This window comes from Marvinbryantia formatexigens DSM 14469 (assembly GCF_025148285.1).
Taxonomy (GTDB): Bacteria; Bacillota; Clostridia; order Lachnospirales; family Lachnospiraceae; genus Marvinbryantia; species Marvinbryantia formatexigens.
In genome coordinates this window covers 45,124-61,951 of the sequence record NZ_CP102268.1, presented here as the reverse complement: position 1 = coordinate 61,951, position 16,828 = coordinate 45,124, and the positions used below count along the sequence as shown (strand labels likewise).

At 52.5% G+C, this 16,828-nt stretch carries 15 protein-coding genes; 11 read left to right on the top strand and 4 right to left on the bottom strand.

The features are described from left to right. Position 1: 1 nt before the first annotated feature. Positions 2-991 (bottom strand): diacylglycerol/lipid kinase family protein, encoded by a 990-nt coding sequence (locus NQ534_RS00310; RefSeq protein ID WP_040781550.1) that lies wholly within the window; start codon positions 989-991, stop codon positions 2-4. Positions 992-1,086: 95 nt separating this feature from the next. Continuing rightward, the gene (locus NQ534_RS00305) at positions 1,087-1,953 is read right to left on the bottom strand and encodes an AraC family transcriptional regulator (protein ID WP_006860333.1); all 867 of its coding nucleotides are present in this window, start codon (positions 1,951-1,953) and stop codon (positions 1,087-1,089) included. A 117-nt stretch (positions 1,954-2,070) separates the two neighbouring features. On the opposite strand from NQ534_RS00305, the gene NQ534_RS00300 reads away from it, so the two are divergent. From NQ534_RS00300 to NQ534_RS00260, 9 genes are all read left to right on the top strand, one after another. Continuing rightward, positions 2,071-3,768 (top strand): glycoside hydrolase family 13 protein, encoded by a 1,698-nt coding sequence (locus NQ534_RS00300; RefSeq protein WP_040781736.1) that lies wholly within the window; start codon positions 2,071-2,073, stop codon positions 3,766-3,768. Positions 3,769-4,003: 235 nt separating this feature from the next. Then, positions 4,004-5,683, top strand: a complete 1,680-nt coding sequence (locus tag NQ534_RS00295; RefSeq protein ID WP_006860335.1) for a glutamine--tRNA ligase/YqeY domain fusion protein — start codon at positions 4,004-4,006, stop codon at positions 5,681-5,683. Next, positions 5,680-7,089 (top strand): MocR-like pyridoxine biosynthesis transcription factor PdxR, encoded by a 1,410-nt coding sequence (pdxR, locus tag NQ534_RS00290; protein WP_006860336.1) that lies wholly within the window; start codon positions 5,680-5,682, stop codon positions 7,087-7,089. Before NQ534_RS00295 ends, pdxR begins: the two co-directional genes overlap by 4 nt. 125 nt (positions 7,090-7,214) lie before the next feature. Next, the gene (locus NQ534_RS00285) at positions 7,215-8,528 is read left to right on the top strand and encodes a circularly permuted type 2 ATP-grasp protein (RefSeq protein ID WP_040781739.1); all 1,314 of its coding nucleotides are present in this window, start codon (positions 7,215-7,217) and stop codon (positions 8,526-8,528) included. Then, entirely contained in the window at positions 8,510-9,184 is a 675-nt protein-coding gene (locus NQ534_RS00280; protein WP_006860338.1) for an alpha-E domain-containing protein, read from the top strand. The genes NQ534_RS00285 and NQ534_RS00280 overlap by 19 nt, the downstream gene beginning before the upstream one ends. A 3-nt stretch (positions 9,185-9,187) precedes the next feature. After that, entirely contained in the window at positions 9,188-9,964 is a 777-nt protein-coding gene (locus NQ534_RS00275; RefSeq protein ID WP_006860339.1) for a transglutaminase-like domain-containing protein, read from the top strand. Then, positions 9,961-10,899: a M14 family metallopeptidase gene (locus tag NQ534_RS00270; protein ID WP_006860340.1), complete on the top strand. Its 939-nt coding sequence runs from the start codon at positions 9,961-9,963 to the stop codon at positions 10,897-10,899. Before NQ534_RS00275 ends, NQ534_RS00270 begins: the two co-directional genes overlap by 4 nt. After that, complete coding sequence (locus NQ534_RS00265; protein ID WP_006860341.1) at positions 10,896-11,831, top strand: M14 family metallopeptidase; 936 nt, start codon at positions 10,896-10,898, stop codon at positions 11,829-11,831. The genes NQ534_RS00270 and NQ534_RS00265 overlap by 4 nt, the downstream gene beginning before the upstream one ends. Before the next feature lie 321 nt (positions 11,832-12,152). Further along, positions 12,153-12,746, top strand: a complete 594-nt coding sequence (locus tag NQ534_RS00260) for a YdcF family protein (protein ID WP_050778262.1) — start codon at positions 12,153-12,155, stop codon at positions 12,744-12,746. A 198-nt stretch (positions 12,747-12,944) separates the two neighbouring features. Here the strand turns inward: NQ534_RS00260 and NQ534_RS00255 are convergent, their stop codons facing one another. Both NQ534_RS00255 and tig read right to left on the bottom strand, forming a co-directional pair. Then, on the bottom strand, positions 12,945-13,691 hold the full coding sequence (locus NQ534_RS00255) for a TraX family protein (RefSeq protein WP_006860344.1): 747 nt from the start codon (positions 13,689-13,691) through the stop codon (positions 12,945-12,947). Continuing rightward, positions 13,688-14,986, bottom strand: coding sequence for a trigger factor (tig, locus tag NQ534_RS00250; RefSeq protein WP_006860345.1), 1,299 nt, complete (start codon positions 14,984-14,986; stop codon positions 13,688-13,690). The genes NQ534_RS00255 and tig overlap by 4 nt, the downstream gene beginning before the upstream one ends. Before the next feature lie 163 nt (positions 14,987-15,149). Between tig and scfA the strand changes: the two genes are divergently transcribed. Further along, a complete protein-coding gene (scfA, locus tag NQ534_RS00245) occupies positions 15,150-15,293 on the top strand; it encodes a six-cysteine ranthipeptide SCIFF (RefSeq protein WP_040781565.1) in 144 nt (47 codons plus the stop codon). A 108-nt stretch (positions 15,294-15,401) separates the two neighbouring features. Further along, a complete protein-coding gene (gene scfB, locus NQ534_RS00240; RefSeq protein ID WP_040781568.1) occupies positions 15,402-16,760 on the top strand; it encodes a thioether cross-link-forming SCIFF peptide maturase in 1,359 nt (452 codons plus the stop codon). Positions 16,761-16,828: the final 68 nt, after the last annotated feature.

The following is a 16,828-nucleotide window of genomic DNA, read 5'->3' as shown; positions in this document are numbered from 1 at the left end:
TTTATCCAACGATGAACGGCAGTTTTTCCTTACTTAGGGAAACGTCCATAGAAGAGTACACGGCGGCTGCTTCCCCGTCCGTGTGGACTGGCTGCGGGCAGCCGGCATGAAGCGACGCCCGGCGGCAGCGCAGAATATGTACGCCTTTATAGCGGACGTGCCTGCCCTTAAAGGCGGTCGGGAGCAGGAGGAGAATCTTCAGCTTCGGCATTTTTTCAATGAGGCAGATATCAAGAAAATCGTCCTCCGCTGTGGCGTCGGGGCAGAACATAAAACCGCCGCCCTCGTATTTCAGATTCATGACCGCGGTAAAATAAACTGCCGGGAAGGTGACCGGCTCTTTGTCATCCAGCACCAGCGTGAGAGAAAACGGGCGCAGCAGGAGGAGCTGCTTCAGGGCGATGCCGAGATAGGTGAGCTTTCCAAGCCCGATGCGGTTTAAAACAGGCTTTATTTTCGAGCGGAAGGTCTCGTGACAAACTGCCGCGTCAAAGCCGATGCCGGTGCTGACAGCAAAATGACGGTCTTTTCCGTTTATACGGACACAGCCGGAATGAATGCGGCGGATTGCACAAGGGTGCAGAATCGCTGCAAGCGCCGCCTCCGGGTCTGCCGGAAGTGAGAGCCCTCTGGCAAGGTCGTTGCCGGAGCCGGTGGGAATATAGCCGAAGCCGATAGCGGAATAATCGTGCAGACCGCTGATAACTTCATTTGCTGTGCCGTCGCCGCCCACCGCCACGATGGTGCAGAGAGTGTCTGCCGCCTGTACAGCCTGCTTTGCACCGGAGACCTTACCGGACATGCCGGCGTCTGCCGCCTGCGGGGCATATTTCGTGCAGAGCATGTCCGCGATGCGCGTGGCGTGGCCGGGTCCCTTCGTAAAAAATACTTTGTAGGCGACCTGCTCCTGCCGTAATATTCCGGCAAGCCTCTTCCAGATTTTCCGCCCTTTGCCGGAGCAGGCGTTCGGATTGACGATGAAACAGTACATGATGTTCTCCTTTGCAGCGCAATGTCCCGCAAAGCGGGAACCTTTTTTCTTAATCATACAGGATATACCGAAAATTGTAAACAAAGATGTGGAATTTACAGGTGCGAACGGTATTCCGTCGGGGTTACGTTTTTGTATTCCCGGAATTTACGAATAAAGTAACTGAAATTATCAAATCCGACGGAAATCGCAACCTGGGAGACCGGCAATTCTGAATCCGTGAGTATCTGGCAGGCTTTTTGAATCCGGTATTCATTGATAAAAGCAATAGGTGGTTTCCCGATTTCCTGTTTAAAATAATGGCAGAAATAATTGGGACTCATAAAACATATTTTGGCCAGATCCGGTAAAGATATCGGTCCGGCATAGTTTTCGTGTATATATTCTATCACTTTCTTCAGTTTATTCTGGGAATCCTTTTCTTTTGAAGATATGGTATTTTCTAAAAAGCAGTCTGCTTGAAAAAATAATTCCAGTATCTGTAATATATGAATTTTGATGCTTAAAGAAGCGCAGGAGGGGAGCGTGTGATAGAGCCGTATAATTTCCTGCATGTGAAACAGAATCATCTGGGATTCTTCCGGCGAAAATACAGAGGGAAGCGTGGGGAATATCAAATTACCGCTGGTGACCGGGCGGATAAAACTATGCTGGCATATATCGTATAATGTAAAATCCAGAATGTCCGGATTAAAAACGATTGCGTGATGCAGAGAGGGTCCTCCGGATTTAATTTCATGCAGTTCTCCGGAATTAATAAAGCAAAATTCGCCTGGGTGCAGGGTAAAAGACCTGCCGCGTACGGTCAGATTCAGCACGCCGTGCTCTGCACAGATCCACTCTAATTCCTCGTGCCAATGCTGTGACACGGAAAAGAAACCATCCTTATCATGGTGGGAATATACCTGCAGGGGAAAAACGGCTGTGCCGTGCGTATTGTTTTCATGGTAAATCGGAATCATGCAGTTTCACTCCAAATCGTAAAATAGTGTTATTATCTGGTAAGATTATGCAAGCATGAAAGCTTTTTCTATACTATACTAAAAAACACAATGAAAAACAAGAAGGGGGCAGAAAATATGGAAAAAAAGTGGTGGAAAAGCAGTGTTGTATATCAGATTTACCCGCGGAGCTTTTGCGACAGTAATGGGGATGGAATCGGCGATCTGAACGGAATACGGTCAAAATTGTGGTATTTAAAGGAACTGGGAATCGACGTAATCTGGTTAAGTCCGGTGTACCAGTCGCCCAATGACGATATGGGCTATGATATCAGCGATTACCAGGCGATTATGAAGGAATTCGGAACGATGGAAGACTACGACCGTATGCTCGAACTGGCACACGAGCTTGGAATTAAGATAATGATGGACCTTGTGGTCAATCATACCTCCGATGAACATGCATGGTTCGTGGAAAGCCGGAAATCAAAAGATAATCCGTACCGTGATTTTTATATATGGAGAGACGGAAAGGACGGAAAAGAACCGAATAACTGGGGGTCCTGCTTTGGCGGTTCGGCGTGGAAATATGACGGGGCGACAGACCAGTATTATCTGCATCTGTTTTCACAAAAGCAGCCGGATCTTAACTGGGAGAATGAGGCTGTAAGAAAAAGTGTGTTCGATATGATGACCTGGTGGTGCGATAAGGGCATCGACGGCTTCCGGATGGACGTGATCAGCCTGATATCGAAGGTGCCGGGGCTTCCGGATGGAACGGTGGGGAAAAGCGGATATGGAGATTTCGGACCATATTGTGCAAACGGACCGAGAGTACACGAGTATTTGCAGGAGATGAACAGGAAGGTCTTATCCAGGTATGACCTTATCACAGTTGGAGAGTGCTCCGGGGTTACGGTAGAAGAGGCGAAAAAGTACGCTTCCTCTTCGGGAAAAGAGCTCAATATGGTGTTCCAGTTTGAGCATATGGATCTTGACGGCGGAGAAAGCTTTAAATGGAATCACAAAAAGATAAAGCTGTCGGAGCTTAAAGCGGTTATGAGCAAATGGCAGACACAGCTCCAGGGAAAGGCGTGGAACAGTCTCTACTGGTGCAACCATGACCAGCCGAGAATTGTTTCCCGTATGGGAAATGATAGTCTTAAGTATCGCGAGGTATCCGCAAAGATGCTGGGCACTTGCCTGCATATGATGCAGGGAACTCCCTACATTTTCCAGGGAGAAGAGCTGGGAATGACAAATTATCCATTTACATCGCTGGATGAATTCCGGGACATTGAAAGCATTAATGTCTACCATGAGCTCACAGAAAAGGGAATTGTCTCACCGGAAGAAATGTTTGATTATATAAGCTATAAAGGAAGGGACAATGCGCGCACTCCGATGCAGTGGGATGACAGCGAACATGCCGGATTTACAAAAGGAACCCCGTGGATAGCGGTAAATCCGAATTATAAGGAAATTAACGCGAAGGAACAGCTGGAGAGAGCGGATTCGGTATTTCACTATTATCAGAAGCTGATTGCGCTGCGCAAACAGTACGATATCATTGTGTATGGAGATTATGAATTACTGCTGCCGGAAAGCGAAGAAATATATTCTTATATCCGCAGCCTGGAAGAGCAGAAGCTCCTGGTGATCTGCAGCTTTACGGAGCAGAAGATATCTTATGAAGTGCCGGAAAATTTGCGGGGAAGAAATGGGAAAATACTGATTTCCAATTATGACCGGGCCAGGGTGCAGGATTCTGTGACGCTGGAGCCTTATGAATGTATGGCAGTTTTGTATCAGGACAGATCCGCAGCAGAGTGGTAAAATACGGATCAGCTATGAGGTTACTGCGAATGGAGTGAGCAGTAACACTGTGAACGCTCTGACGGGGAAAGGCTGAACTGTTCCTATTGAATTTGCGGAAATTTTATGCTACTATGGAGCAACAGGGCAAAAAATTTCCGCCTGCACGGACAGATGGAATGCGATGGAAAAACTGGGCGCAGAAATCAGTCCGGAGGAAATCAGCCCGGAGAAAGAAGAATGATGGAGGAGCGTTATGGAAAAAGAGACAGTTTCCAGAAATTTTATCGAGCAGATAATTGATAAGGACATTGCGGAGGGAAAATGTGATACGGTCTGCACGCGGTTTCCGCCGGAGCCGAACGGCTACCTGCACATCGGACACGCAAAATCCATTTTATTAAATTACGGAATTGCACAGCAGTACGGAGGAAAATTCAACCTGCGCTTTGACGACACGAATCCGACGAAGGAAAAGATGGAATTTGTGGAATCCATTAAAGCCGACGTGGCGTGGCTGGGAGCAGACTGGGAGGACCGTCTGTTCTTTGCGTCCGATTATTTTGAACAGATGTATGAAGCGGCGGTGACGCTGATTAAAAAAGGAAAGGCATTTGTGTGCGACCTGTCTGCGGAGGAAATCCGCCAGTACCGCGGCACGCTCACGGAACCGGGCAAAAACAGCCCTTACCGCGACCGCAGCATAGAGGAAAATCTGCGTCTCTTTGAAGAAATGCGCGCGGGAAAATATGAGGACGGGGAAAAGGTGCTGCGCGCGAAAATTGACATGGCGTCGCCCAACATCAATATGCGTGACCCGGTCATTTACCGCGTGGCGCATATGAGCCACCACAACACCGGCGATAAATGGTGCATTTACCCGATGTACGATTTCGCGCATCCAATCGAGGACGCCATCGAGGGCGTGACGCACTCCATCTGTACGCTGGAATTTGAGGACCACCGTCCGCTGTACGACTGGGTGGTGCGTGAGGTAGGCTATGAGAAGCCGCCGAAGCAGATTGAATTTGCAAAGCTTTATCTTACCAACGTCGTCACCGGAAAGCGCTATATCAAAAAGCTGGTGGAAGATGGCATCGTGGATGGCTGGGACGATCCGCGTCTGGTATCGATTGCCGCCCTGCGGCGTCGCGGCTTCACGCCGGAATCCATCCGGATGTTTGTGGACCTCTGCGGCATTTCCAAGAGCCAGAGTTCGGTGGACTACGCGATGCTGGAATACTGCATCCGCGAGGACCTGAAGCTGAAGCGGGCGCGCATGATGGCGGTGCTCGATCCGGTGAAGCTGATTATCGACAACTACCCGGAGGGTGAGGTGGAATATCTGGAGGTTGTCAACAATCTGGAAAATCCGGAGCTCGGTTCCCGCAAAGTGCCGTTTGGCAGGGAGCTTTATATCGAGAGAGAGGACTTCATGGAGGTTCCGCCGCGCAAATATTTCCGTCTGTTTCCGGGGAACGAGGTGCGCCTGATGAATGCGTACTTTGTGAAATGCGAAAGCTTTGTGAAGGATGAGACGGGCAGGATCACGGAGATCCACTGCACCTACGACCCGGCGTCAAAGGGCGGCAACAGCCCGGACGGACGCAAGGTGAAGGGCACGATTCACTGGGTTGCCGCACAGACAGCCGTAAAGGCGGAGGTGCGTCTGTATGAAAATATCATCGACGAGGAAAAGGGTGTTTACAACGAGGACGGCAGCCTCAATCTGAACCCGGATTCGCTGAAGGTGCTCAAAGAGTGCTATATCGAGCCGGAGCTGGCAAAGGCGCAGGCTTACGACAGCTTCCAGTTTGTCCGTCAGGGCTTCTTCTGCGCGGATGCGCGCGATTCGAAGCCGGAGGCGCTGGTGTTTAACCGCATTGTCTCCTTAAAGAGCTCCTTCCGTCTGCCGAAGGATGAAACAAAAGCATGAATGAATTAACCATCAGTCTGGACGCGAAGGCGTCCAGACCGCTTTATGAGCAGATTTACGAATACATCAAGCAGGAGATCCAGAACGGAAATCTGCCCTGCCGGGAGCGGCTGCCCTCCACCAGAAGGCTGGCGCAGTATCTGGAGGTGAGCCGCAGCACAGTGACGCTCGCCTACGAACAGCTTTTATCGGAGGGCTACATAGACAACCAGCCCGGCAGCGGTTATTTTGTCAATGATCTGGAGGGACTATACCGGCTTCCGGGTGAGGAGAGCTTCTCAGGCCAGCCGGAGCGGGAAATGCAGGAGAGCTGGCGGTACGATTTTTCGCCGTCCGGCGTGGATCTGGGCAGCTTTCCGCACAACACCTGGCGCAAAATTTCCAGAGAGCTGCTGATGCAGGAGAACCAGAGCTTTTTCCAGCTCGGAGCGCCGGCGGGGGAGGAAGAACTGCGCCGGACGATTGCCGCCTATGTGCGACAGGCTCGCGGTGTGCGCTGCCAGCCGCAGCAGATTATCATCGGCGCGGGAAACGATTATCTTCTGATGCTGCTGAATGCGATTCTTGGAAAACATACTTATGCGCTGGAAAATCCGACCTACAAAAAGGCGTACGATATATTCCGGACGCTCGGACAGGAGGCTGTGGCGGTGGAGACGGACGAATCCGGGATGCGCGTGGAGGCGCTCGCTGCCAGCGGGGCGCAGGTCGCTTACGTTATGCCCTCGCACCAGTATCCGCTTGGAATCGTCATGCCCATCGGGCGACGGCAGCAGCTTCTGAACTGGGCGGCGGAGCGGGACGGGCGCTATGTGATTGAGGACGACTATGACAGTGAATTCCGCTACAAGGGGAAACCGATTCCGGCGCTGCAGGGGCTTGACGAAAACGGAAAGGTGATTTATATCGGCACCTTTTCCAAATCGATTGCGCCGGCGATCCGTATCAGTTTTCTGGTGCTCCCGCAGGGGCTGCTGGAGCGTTATCGCACGCGGGGAAGCCGTTTTTCCTCCACGGTATCGCGCATGGACCAGAAAATCCTGGCGGAATTTATCCGCAGCGGAGCCTACGAGCGTCATTTAAACAGAATGCGCTCCATCTATAAGGGACGTCACGACGCGCTTCTGGAGGCGCTGAAGGAATTTCCGGAGATTTTCCGGGTCTCCGGCGAGTATGCCGGGACACATCTGCTTGTCACGCTGCCGGAGTGCATCAGCGAAGAGCGGGCGGTGGAGGCGGCGAAGCAGCAGGGAGTGCGTGTCTGCGGGGTCCGTGCCTGCTGTATCGGCGACTATAAGCCGAAAGAGACGATGCTGATTCTCGGTTACGCCAACATGCACGAGGAGGAAATCTGCCAGGCGGTAAGGCTTTTAGGAAAGCTTTATGTAAAACTTGCATCATCTTAATGAAATCTTTTAAATTGACGAATAAGACGGATTCCTGTATAGTATATAGAAGAGGAAGCAAAGGAGCTTTTGCATGATTGCAGAGGCTTCTTTTTTTTATCCGGAATACAGAGGGAGAGAAGCGTATGAGAGATTTGATTGACCGGGCGGATATGATAAACCAGCTCCTGGCGCGTTATGGCGTGAAGTTTGGCATTTATAAGAACAACACGTTCCACGAGCAGCTTTTTCCGTTTGACGCGATTCCGCGGGTGATTACCAGGGCGGAATTTGAGGTGATGGAAAAGGGACTGATTCAGAGAGTTGATGCCCTGAACCTGTTTTTAAAAGACATTTACGGAAAAAAGCAGATTGTAAAAGACGGCGTGGTGCCGGAGGAGTTTGTATTTTCCTCGAAGGGCTATCTGCCGGAGTGTGAAAATCTGCTGCCTCCGCGGGGAATTTACAGCCATATTTCCGGAATCGACCTGGTGCAGGCGAGAGATAAGAGCTGGTACATTCTGGAGGATAACCTGCGGATTCCGTCCGGAGCTTCCTATCCGCTGATTGCGCGGGAGCTGTGCAGGCGGGCGGCGCCGGAAACCTTCCGCCATAACGGTGTGGTCGACAACCGGGATTATGCGCAGCTTCTGAAGGAGACGATGGAACATGTGAGCTGCGGCGGTATCCGCGTCATCATGACGCCGGGGCGCTACAACGCGGCGTACTTTGAGCATTCCTATCTTGCGGAGCGCACGGGCAGCGTGCTTGCGACCGGAGGAGATTTGTTTGTGGAGGACAACTGTCTCTATTATAAAGATTACGGAACCCGCAAACAGAAGGTGGGCGTGCTTTACCGGAGAATCTCCGACGAATATCTGGATCCCTGCACCTTCCTGCCGGAATCGCTGATTGGCATCCCGAATCTGATGTCGGCGTACCGGGCGGGCAACGTGGCTATCGTCAATGCGCCGGGCAACGGGGTGGCGGACGATAAGGGCATCTATTATTTTGTGCCGAAGATGATTGAATATTACCTGAAGGAGACGCCGGTTCTGAAGAATGCGCCGACCTATCTGCCGTATTATGAGGAGGACAGGCGCTACGTTCTGGAGAATCTGGAAAAGCTGGTAATAAAGGATGTCTCGGAGGCGGGCGGCTACGGCGTGGTCTTCGGAAGAGATCTGGATAAAGAAGCGCTGGAGAAGATGCGCCATCTGATCATCACACAGTCGCGGCGTTTTATCGCGCAGGAGGTCATTGATTTCCTGGACCTGGAAATCATGGACGGCGGAGAGCGCGTAGAGCGGAAGGCGGATTTGCGCGCATTTGTGCTTTCGGGAGAGAAAACGAGGGTCTGGGCGAGCGGTCTTACGAGATTTTCCCGGAACCCGGATTCGTTTGTAGTAAATTCATCGCAGGGAGGAGGCTTTAAGGATACATGGGTACTGTCTCATTAGAAAAAATGAACCATCTGTTCTGGCTGGGCAGATATACGGAGCGGGTCTACACGACCCTGCTGCTGTTTGACCGGTATTACGATATTATGATTGATAAGGATGAGCATGTTTACCAGGAATACTGCCGGAGGCTGGCGATTCCGGATATCTATACGGACCGGAAGCAGTTTACGCAGTCGTATCTGTTTTCGGAGCAGAATCCGGATTCTATGTATGCAAACCTGCAGCGCGCCTTTGACAACGCGGTGGTCCTGCGTGAGGAGGTGAGCAGCGAGGTGCTGGCGTACATCCAGATGTCGCTCGATACTCTGAAGGCGGCACAGGGAGGCGCGGCGCCGGTGATGGAGCTGCAGAAGGTGACGGATTACCTGCTTGCTTTCTGGGGAGCCGCGGACGATTATGTGGAGAATGAGGAATCCCGCAACGTGATAAAATGCGGAAAATATCTGGAGCGTCTGGATCTGTATTTCCGCTTTGACAGTCCGGTGGCGATGATGGAAAAAGAGTACAGCAAGCTGAACAACCGGATGGAACGTGTCAGTCTGCCGTGCAGTAAGGAACATCTGGATGCTTTTATGGATATCGCGCAGAAAGGGGAGCGACAGCGGCGCTATACAGAGGCGCTGGAGCTGCTGGGCAGTGCTATCGGGGTATAAGCTATGAAAACGCTGGACTTTTATTACCGGATGCGGCTGGATTTTGAGGCGCCGGTGCGGGAGCACGACTTTGCGCTGCGGTACGTCCCGCATACGGACAGCGTGCAGGAGATTACGGTCCGGACAAAAAAGGTGGAACCGGCGGACTGGCTCTGCGAGGAGACGGATACCTTCGGCAATCATCTGTACATCGGGCGCTGCAGCCGGGAGCATGACTATTTTATGTATGAGGTGTCCGGGACTGCGCGGGTGGATGTCAGCCAGAGGACGCGCGAGGAGTGCCGCTCCTGTTATTCCTATCCCACGCGGCTGACGGCGTATGAGCCGGAGGTGCTGGCGTTTCTGAAACGTATCCGGCTGCCGGACTGCACAAATTTTGAGAAAGCATGTATCTTAATGCAATATCTGTATGACCATTTTACGTATGAGAGCGGTGTGACGAACATTGATACGACCGCCGGGGAGGCTCTGAGAGAAGGGCGCGGTGTGTGCCAGGATTACGCGCATATTTTTATTGCGCTCTGCAAGTGCAGCCATATTCCGGCAAGGTATGTGGCGGGGCTGCAGATCGGGGAGGGCGCAACGCACGCCTGGGCGGAGATTTACGATGACGGCATGTGGAAGGGCTTTGACCCGACGCACAACCGTTTTATTGATAATGTTTATATTAAGCTGTCACATGGAAGGGATTATACTGACTGCATTCTGGACCGCGGCGTCTTTTACGGACGGACGGGGCAGAAGCAGGAAATATATGTGAATGTGGAGGAAATAACATGATACTGGAAGTTTCCAAGGCAGATCTGCCGGTGGGCGAGCATCTGCTGATACAGAAAAACCGGATACAGCCGGAAAAGCTTTCGGGAACGGAAAAACGGATCGCGATCGTGACGGGCACGCACGGGGACGAGCTGGAGGGACAGTTTGTGTGCTGCGCCCTGCAGCGCAGGATCGCGGAGCATCCGGAATTTTTAAAGGGGATCGTGGATATTTATCCGGCGCTGAATCCGCTGGGGATCGAGTCCATCACGCGCAGCATCCCGATTTTTGACCTGGACATGAACCGCATCTTCCCAGGCAGCCGCGAGGGCGGCATTGCCGAGAACTGTGCGGCGGATATTATAGAGGATATCAAAGGCGCGGATATCTGCGTGGACATCCATTCCAGCAATATTTTTCTGATGGAGATTCCGCAGGTGCGCATTAATGAGCAGACGGCGAAAGAGCTGGTGCCGCTGGCAAAGCACCTCAATGTGGATTTTGTGTGGGTCCACGCCTCCGCAACGGTGCTGGAATCGACGCTGGCCTACAGCCTCAACCAGGCGGGCGTGCCGACGCTGGTCGTGGAGATGGGCGTCGGGATGCGCATTACGCGCCAGTATTGCGACCAGCTCACAGAAGGGCTTCTGAATCTGATGAAGGAGCTTGGCATGTGGGAGGGGGAGACAGGACCGGTGATTGAACCGGTGATTTCTACCGACCATCATGTCGGGTTTATCAACGCCAATGCCTCCGGTATTTTTGTGCCGTCCGTGGAGCACGGGGATTATGTGCGCGAGGGACAGCACATGGGAGATATTCTGCATCCGCTGACAGGAAAGACTGCCGAGCGGGTGTGCGCCCCGATGGCAGGGATGGTATTTACCAGAAGGGAATACCCGATTGTCTACAGCGGCTCTCTGCTCGCAAGAATTTTAGGAGGTGTAATCTCGTGAGAACAGAAGATATCTATACGCTGGACGGCGTTTACCGCGAGCCGATGCGCGTGCAGGGCTATTTTTTCGGGAAGGGGAAAAAGGCGGCGTGCATCGTCGGCTCCCTGCGCGGTAACGAAATCCAGCAGCTCTATGTGTGCTCGCAGCTTGTGAAGGCGCTGGAGGAGCTGGAGAAAAAGGGCGCGATTGCGGCAAACAACGAGATTCTTGTGATACCGGCGGTCAATCTTTATTCCATGAATATTGAACGGCGGTTCTGGCCGCTGGATAATACGGATATCAACCGGATGTTTCCAGGCTACAGCGAGGGAGAGACGACGCAGCGCATTGCCGGCGGCGTGTTCTCCAGAGTGAAGGATTACGGCTACGGCATTCAGTTTACCAGTTTTTATACGCCGGGCGATTTTGTTCCGCATGTGCGCATTATGGATACCGGACATACAAACGAGAGCCTCAGCAACCTGTTCGGGCTGCCGTATGCGGTTCTGCGAAAGCCCCGTCCGATTGATACGGCTACCCTGAATTACAACTGGCAGATATGGGAGAGCAGCGCGTTTTCCGTCTATACAAAGGAGACGGACTGCATTGATGAAGCTTCTGCGCAGCAGGCGGTTGCCGCCGTCCTGCGCTTCCTCACGCGCATGGGGGTAATCCGCTATCACAGCCACAGCGGCTATATTGCTTCTATTATAAAAGAGGAGGAGCTGCGCACCGTCCATGCGGACGCGGGCGGGATTTACCGCCGCCATGCAAAGCCGGGCGATGAAGTGGTGTGCGGAGAGGTGATGGCGGAGATCCTGCACCCTTATGAGGGCTATGTGATGTCGCAGGTCATCGCGCCTGTAGACGGCATTGTATTTTTCGCGCATAAAAAGCCGCTCGTGAGAGAGCACGAGATAGTGTACCGCCTCATTAAGCGGTTACATCTGTGATAGCCTTCGCAAATCCGTTTAAAATTCGCTTCGCGTTGCAGCAAGTGTTTGAGGCTAAAAGTAACAGGCGGGCAGTTTAATGTTACTGTGAACGATGTGAACAGTAACCAGGCGGGCGGTTTGCAGCCTGCACGGCGCGCTCATCCCTTGCGGGGGCGCGCAATCTGTGATACACTGAATCCGGGTGCCGGGTGATTTTTCCGGCGCCCGGATTTTGCGTTGCCATACATACGACAAAAACGTTCAGTGGATGTTTTTAGTTATCAGGCATCCGTCGCGTATGCATCCGGCGGCGCACATTTTGGGCGGGGAGAAATGTATATGAAGAAATATTACGATTATCTGACGGATTTTATTTTTGTGGAGGATGCGCCGCAGGAGGCGGACATCATTTTTATTCCCGGAAGCGGCTATGGGGAGCTTGCCCTGCGCGCCGCAGAGCTGTATCATCAGAAGCTGGCGGGGCAGATTGTGGCGTCCGGAAAATACAGCATCCTTGGGGATTCTTTTGCAGGACCGCTGTCTCCGCAGGAATATGTGGGAAAAAGCTACGAGACCGAGAGCGATTTCCTGACGGCGGTGCTTGTGGAGAGAGGCGTTCCGCGCAGCGCAGTCCTGCAGGAAAAGCAGGCAACCTACACCTATGAAAATGCGATATATACGGCAAAGCTGCTGGAGGGCAGAACCATCCGGCGGGCGCTGCTTGTCTGCCAGGCGTTTCATGCGCGCAGAAGCCTTTTATATTATAAGATTCTGTTTCCGGAAACGGAAATTCTGGTATGCCCGGTGCAGACACGCGGGATAACGAAAGATAACTGGTATCTGGATGCGGACAGGATAGATATTGTGCTCGGAGAGGTGGAGCGGTGCGGCGGACAGTTTCATGAAATCATGAAGGAGCGCGCCGCCCGCTGAGAAGCCGGCGGCAGCAGATGCCGCCAGAGAATGCGGCGCGGGACGCCGGGATGGGCGGATGCTGCCGCGGTGGATTTTCGCTGAGATAGCTGTCTGCTGCCGCCGTGGATTTTTGCCGGGATGGGCAGTCTGCCGCCGCGGCGGATTTTTACCGGGATGGCTGTCTGTCGCCGGTCGCGGGACGCCGGGATGGGCGGCTCACAGCCGGAACTGTCCTGTAATCGCCAGCTTGAAGAATCCGAGCACGATGAGGTGCACCGGATAAAACCAGTAAAAGAAATATTTCATCTGCTTTCCGCGGGTGCCGTTGTAGAACCACACCAGTATAAAGGACAGGGGCGCCCAGTTTTCCCAGGAGATAGCGATGGCGCCGAAGACGGACTGCAGACGCCGGTCAAAGCGCAGAAAATAGAGCACTTCGATTAAAAATACCCCTTTAAATCCATAATCCGTATACATACGCTGGGCGAGATAAAGACCGCCCGCCAGAATCAGAGCCTCCATGAGGAGGAAAAACCAGCGCTGCGGGGCGTTCTTTGCCGGCCGTTGCTCAAAATAAGTGACACCCATCATAACGAGCAGACCGATAAGCAGCGTAAAATAGACATTCTGATGATGCCAGCTAAACAGCCTGTCAGCCAGCGCGAAGTCGAACGGAAGCTCGGAAATCAGCGCGAAAATGAAAAGCCGCAGGGCGTACTTCACCGTGCTTCTGGTGTGGATAAAGCCCTCCACAAGCAGAAAGCAGAAGATGGGGAACGCCAGACGTCCGATGGCGCGCGTGACAGGATAGAGGGCGGTGAAAAACTGCCGCATACCTTCGGGCGACGAATACCGAAGCGGTCCGATCACAGCCGCTCCGGTATGGTCGATCATCATGGTGATGATGGCAAATATTTTTAAGGTACTTCCGCTGATGGAAGGGCGTTTTAATGCTTTTGTCATGACGCTTCCGTATCGCTTTCCGTTTCCTGGTAATCCGCCCCGTCCAGAGAAATCATGTCCGTATCTTCGGCGTCAGCGCTGTCTGTGTCATCTGCGTTTCCGGTGTCAGCGCTGTTCGTGTCATCCGCGTCTCCGGCGTCAGCGCTGTCCGCATCTTCCACAGCTTCGTCGTCTGCGCCCTCCATGTACTGCACATCCTCGTCTGCGAATTCCAGATCCTCCTCATCCAGGGATTCCCAGTCCTCGTCTTCGTAGTACAGACTGGCATCGACATCGTTGAAATGGTTGTTTTCTCCAAGGAAGTCGAGCACTTTCTGGCGCAGGAGGTAATACTGATAGGAAGTGACGTCCGCTATGGATTCCTCGTATTCCTCCACGGAGGCGTATTCGGTGTACATCATATCCTCCTCCAGCGCCGCCTGGTATTCCTCGTCCGTAACCGCGATGTCCTCCTTTGCCGCGATAGTGTAAACGACCATGCGCTCATACATGGTTTCCAGAATATAAGAATCCTGGTCGTAGTCCTCGCCGTAGATTTCGTGGATATCATCGATGCCGTAGTCCTCCAGTGCCGTCTGCTCTTCAATTTCCACGGCGGATCTGCAGCTCTCATAAAGCTCCTCCGGGCGTCCGCTGAAGGTGGAGCTGTCGATGACGGTGGTGAGAATATCCTCGCACGCCATATCCAGCGCGTCTGCGGCATATTCCTCCTCCAGGGTGGCTCTCAGCTCCTCCTCGTATTCCTCAACGGTGGAGCAGTCAGAGATACTGGCGACGTATTCATCATTGTATTCCGGTGTGATGACCTCGTAAATTTCGTTCAGGGTGACCTCAAAGGTGGCGGTCTGCCCGTCCAGAACGCCGTCATACGGCTCCGGGAAGGTGAGATCGAAGGTCTTTGTCTCACCGGTCTTCATGCCGACGATGGCATCCTCAAAGCCGTCGATGAAGCTGTCGCTGCCCAGCTCGATTTCCATATCCTCCATAGAGCCGTCCTCCAGCTCTTCGCCGTCGATTGAGCCGGCAAAATCAATCACGACAACATCGCCGTCCCTGGCGGCGCGGTCGGAAATTTCGTTATACTCGGCGTACATGGCAAGGTCGCTTTCGATAGCGTACTGCAGTTCCTCGTCTGTAATCTCCGTGACCTCGCGGTCCACGGTAAGACCGGTGTACTGGGCAAGATTTACATAATCTTTGGAATAATCCTGCACAAGACCCTTGCTGCCTCCGCAGCCGGAAAGAAGCGCGGCGCTGCATACAGCGGTAAAAAGCATTATTTTTTTTCTGTTCATAGAGTGGTAATCCTTTCGTGTGTAATCAAGAATGTACAAAGTATATCATAAAAATGTGAACCATGTGTGTTATTTTTTCGATTCATGAAAAAAAATATTGAGATTCCGGGGGAAGTGTAGTATACTAAGCGCATGAGCTTTCAGACAAGGAGGATATATTATTATGAAGCATATTAAAACACTGAATACGCAGAGCCTGCAGAATACTTTAAAAAAGGGAGGATGCGGCGAATGTCAGACATCCTGCCAGTCAGCCTGCAAGACTTCCTGCACAGTAGGAAACCAGAGCTGCGAAAACAACAAATAAGACAGAAGGATAAGCAGCGGAGAATCTTCGCTGCTTATTATAAGTTGCTATGCATACGACAAAAACATCCAGTGGATGTTTTTTAGTTACCGGAGTGGAAGTGTAAAAATGGTTCACCAATATAAAAATAATGGCTTTAACATGGTACTGGACACCAACAGCGGTGCCGTCCATGTGGTAGACGAGACAGTATACGATGTCATCGGGCTTCTGAATCAGGGGAAGACCCCGGAAGAAATCAAGAGCGCGCTGACGCCGGCATACGGGGAGACGGATGTCTGTGAGGCGCTCGCCGAGTGTGAAGAACTGAAAGCGGCGGGGCAGCTTTTCACGGAGGATATCTATAAGGATGCGATTATCGACTTCAAAAAGCGCAAAACGGTGGTGAAAGCGCTCTGCCTGCATATCGCGCACGACTGTAATCTGGCGTGCCGCTACTGCTTTGCGGAGGAGGGCGAATATCACGGAAGACGTGCGCTCATGAGCTATGAGGTCGGGAAAAAGGCGCTGGATTTTCTGATTGCGAATTCCGGCAGCCGTAGAAACCTGGAGGTTGATTTCTTCGGCGGCGAGCCGCTGATGAACTGGCAGGTCGTGAAGGACCTGGTAAAATACGGAAGAGAGCAGGAAGCGCTGCATGATAAGAAATTCCGCTTTACGCTGACAACCAACGGCGTCCTCTTAAATGACGAGGTGATGGAGTTCTGCAACCGCGAAATGGCGAACGTGGTGCTCAGCATCGACGGAAGAAAAGAGGTGCACGACACGATGCGCCCGTTCCGCGGCGGAAAGGGCAGCTACGACCTGGTGCTTCCGAAGTTTCAGAAATTTGCGGAGAGCCGCGGGCAGGAAAAATATTATGTGCGCGGCACCTTCACGAGAAACAATCTTGATTTTGCAGAGGATGTGCTCCATCTGGCGGACCTTGGCTTTAAACAGATTTCTGTGGAGCCGGTGGTGGCGCCGCCCGATGAGGATTATGCACTGCGGGAAGAGGATGTTCCCGTTATCTGCGAGCAGTACGATAAGCTGGCAAAAGAAATGATAAAGCGGGAAAAAGAGGGCAGAGGCTTCAACTTTTTCCACTTTATGATAGACCTTACCGGCGGACCGTGCGTGTACAAGCGCCTGTCCGGCTGCGGCTCCGGGACGGAGTACCTTGCGGTGACGCCGTGGGGCGACTTTTATCCCTGCCACCAGTTTGTCGGGGAAGAAAAGTTTCTGATGGGAAATGTGGATGAGGGCATCGTGCGCACCGACATTGTGGACGAGTTTAAGGGCTGCAATGTCTATGCGAAGGAAAAATGCCGGGACTGCTTTGCAAGGTTTTACTGCAGCGGCGGCTGTGCGGCAAATTCCTATAATTTCCACGGAAATATCAACGATGCCTATGATATTGGCTGCGAGCTTCAGCGCAAGCGCGTGGAATGCGCCATCATGATAAAGGCGGCGCTTGCGGAAGAATAAATGCCGGAAATGGAAAATTCTGTGCCTGGCACCTGCGGGAAAGGCATCGGCAGGGGATTTTTCCGAAT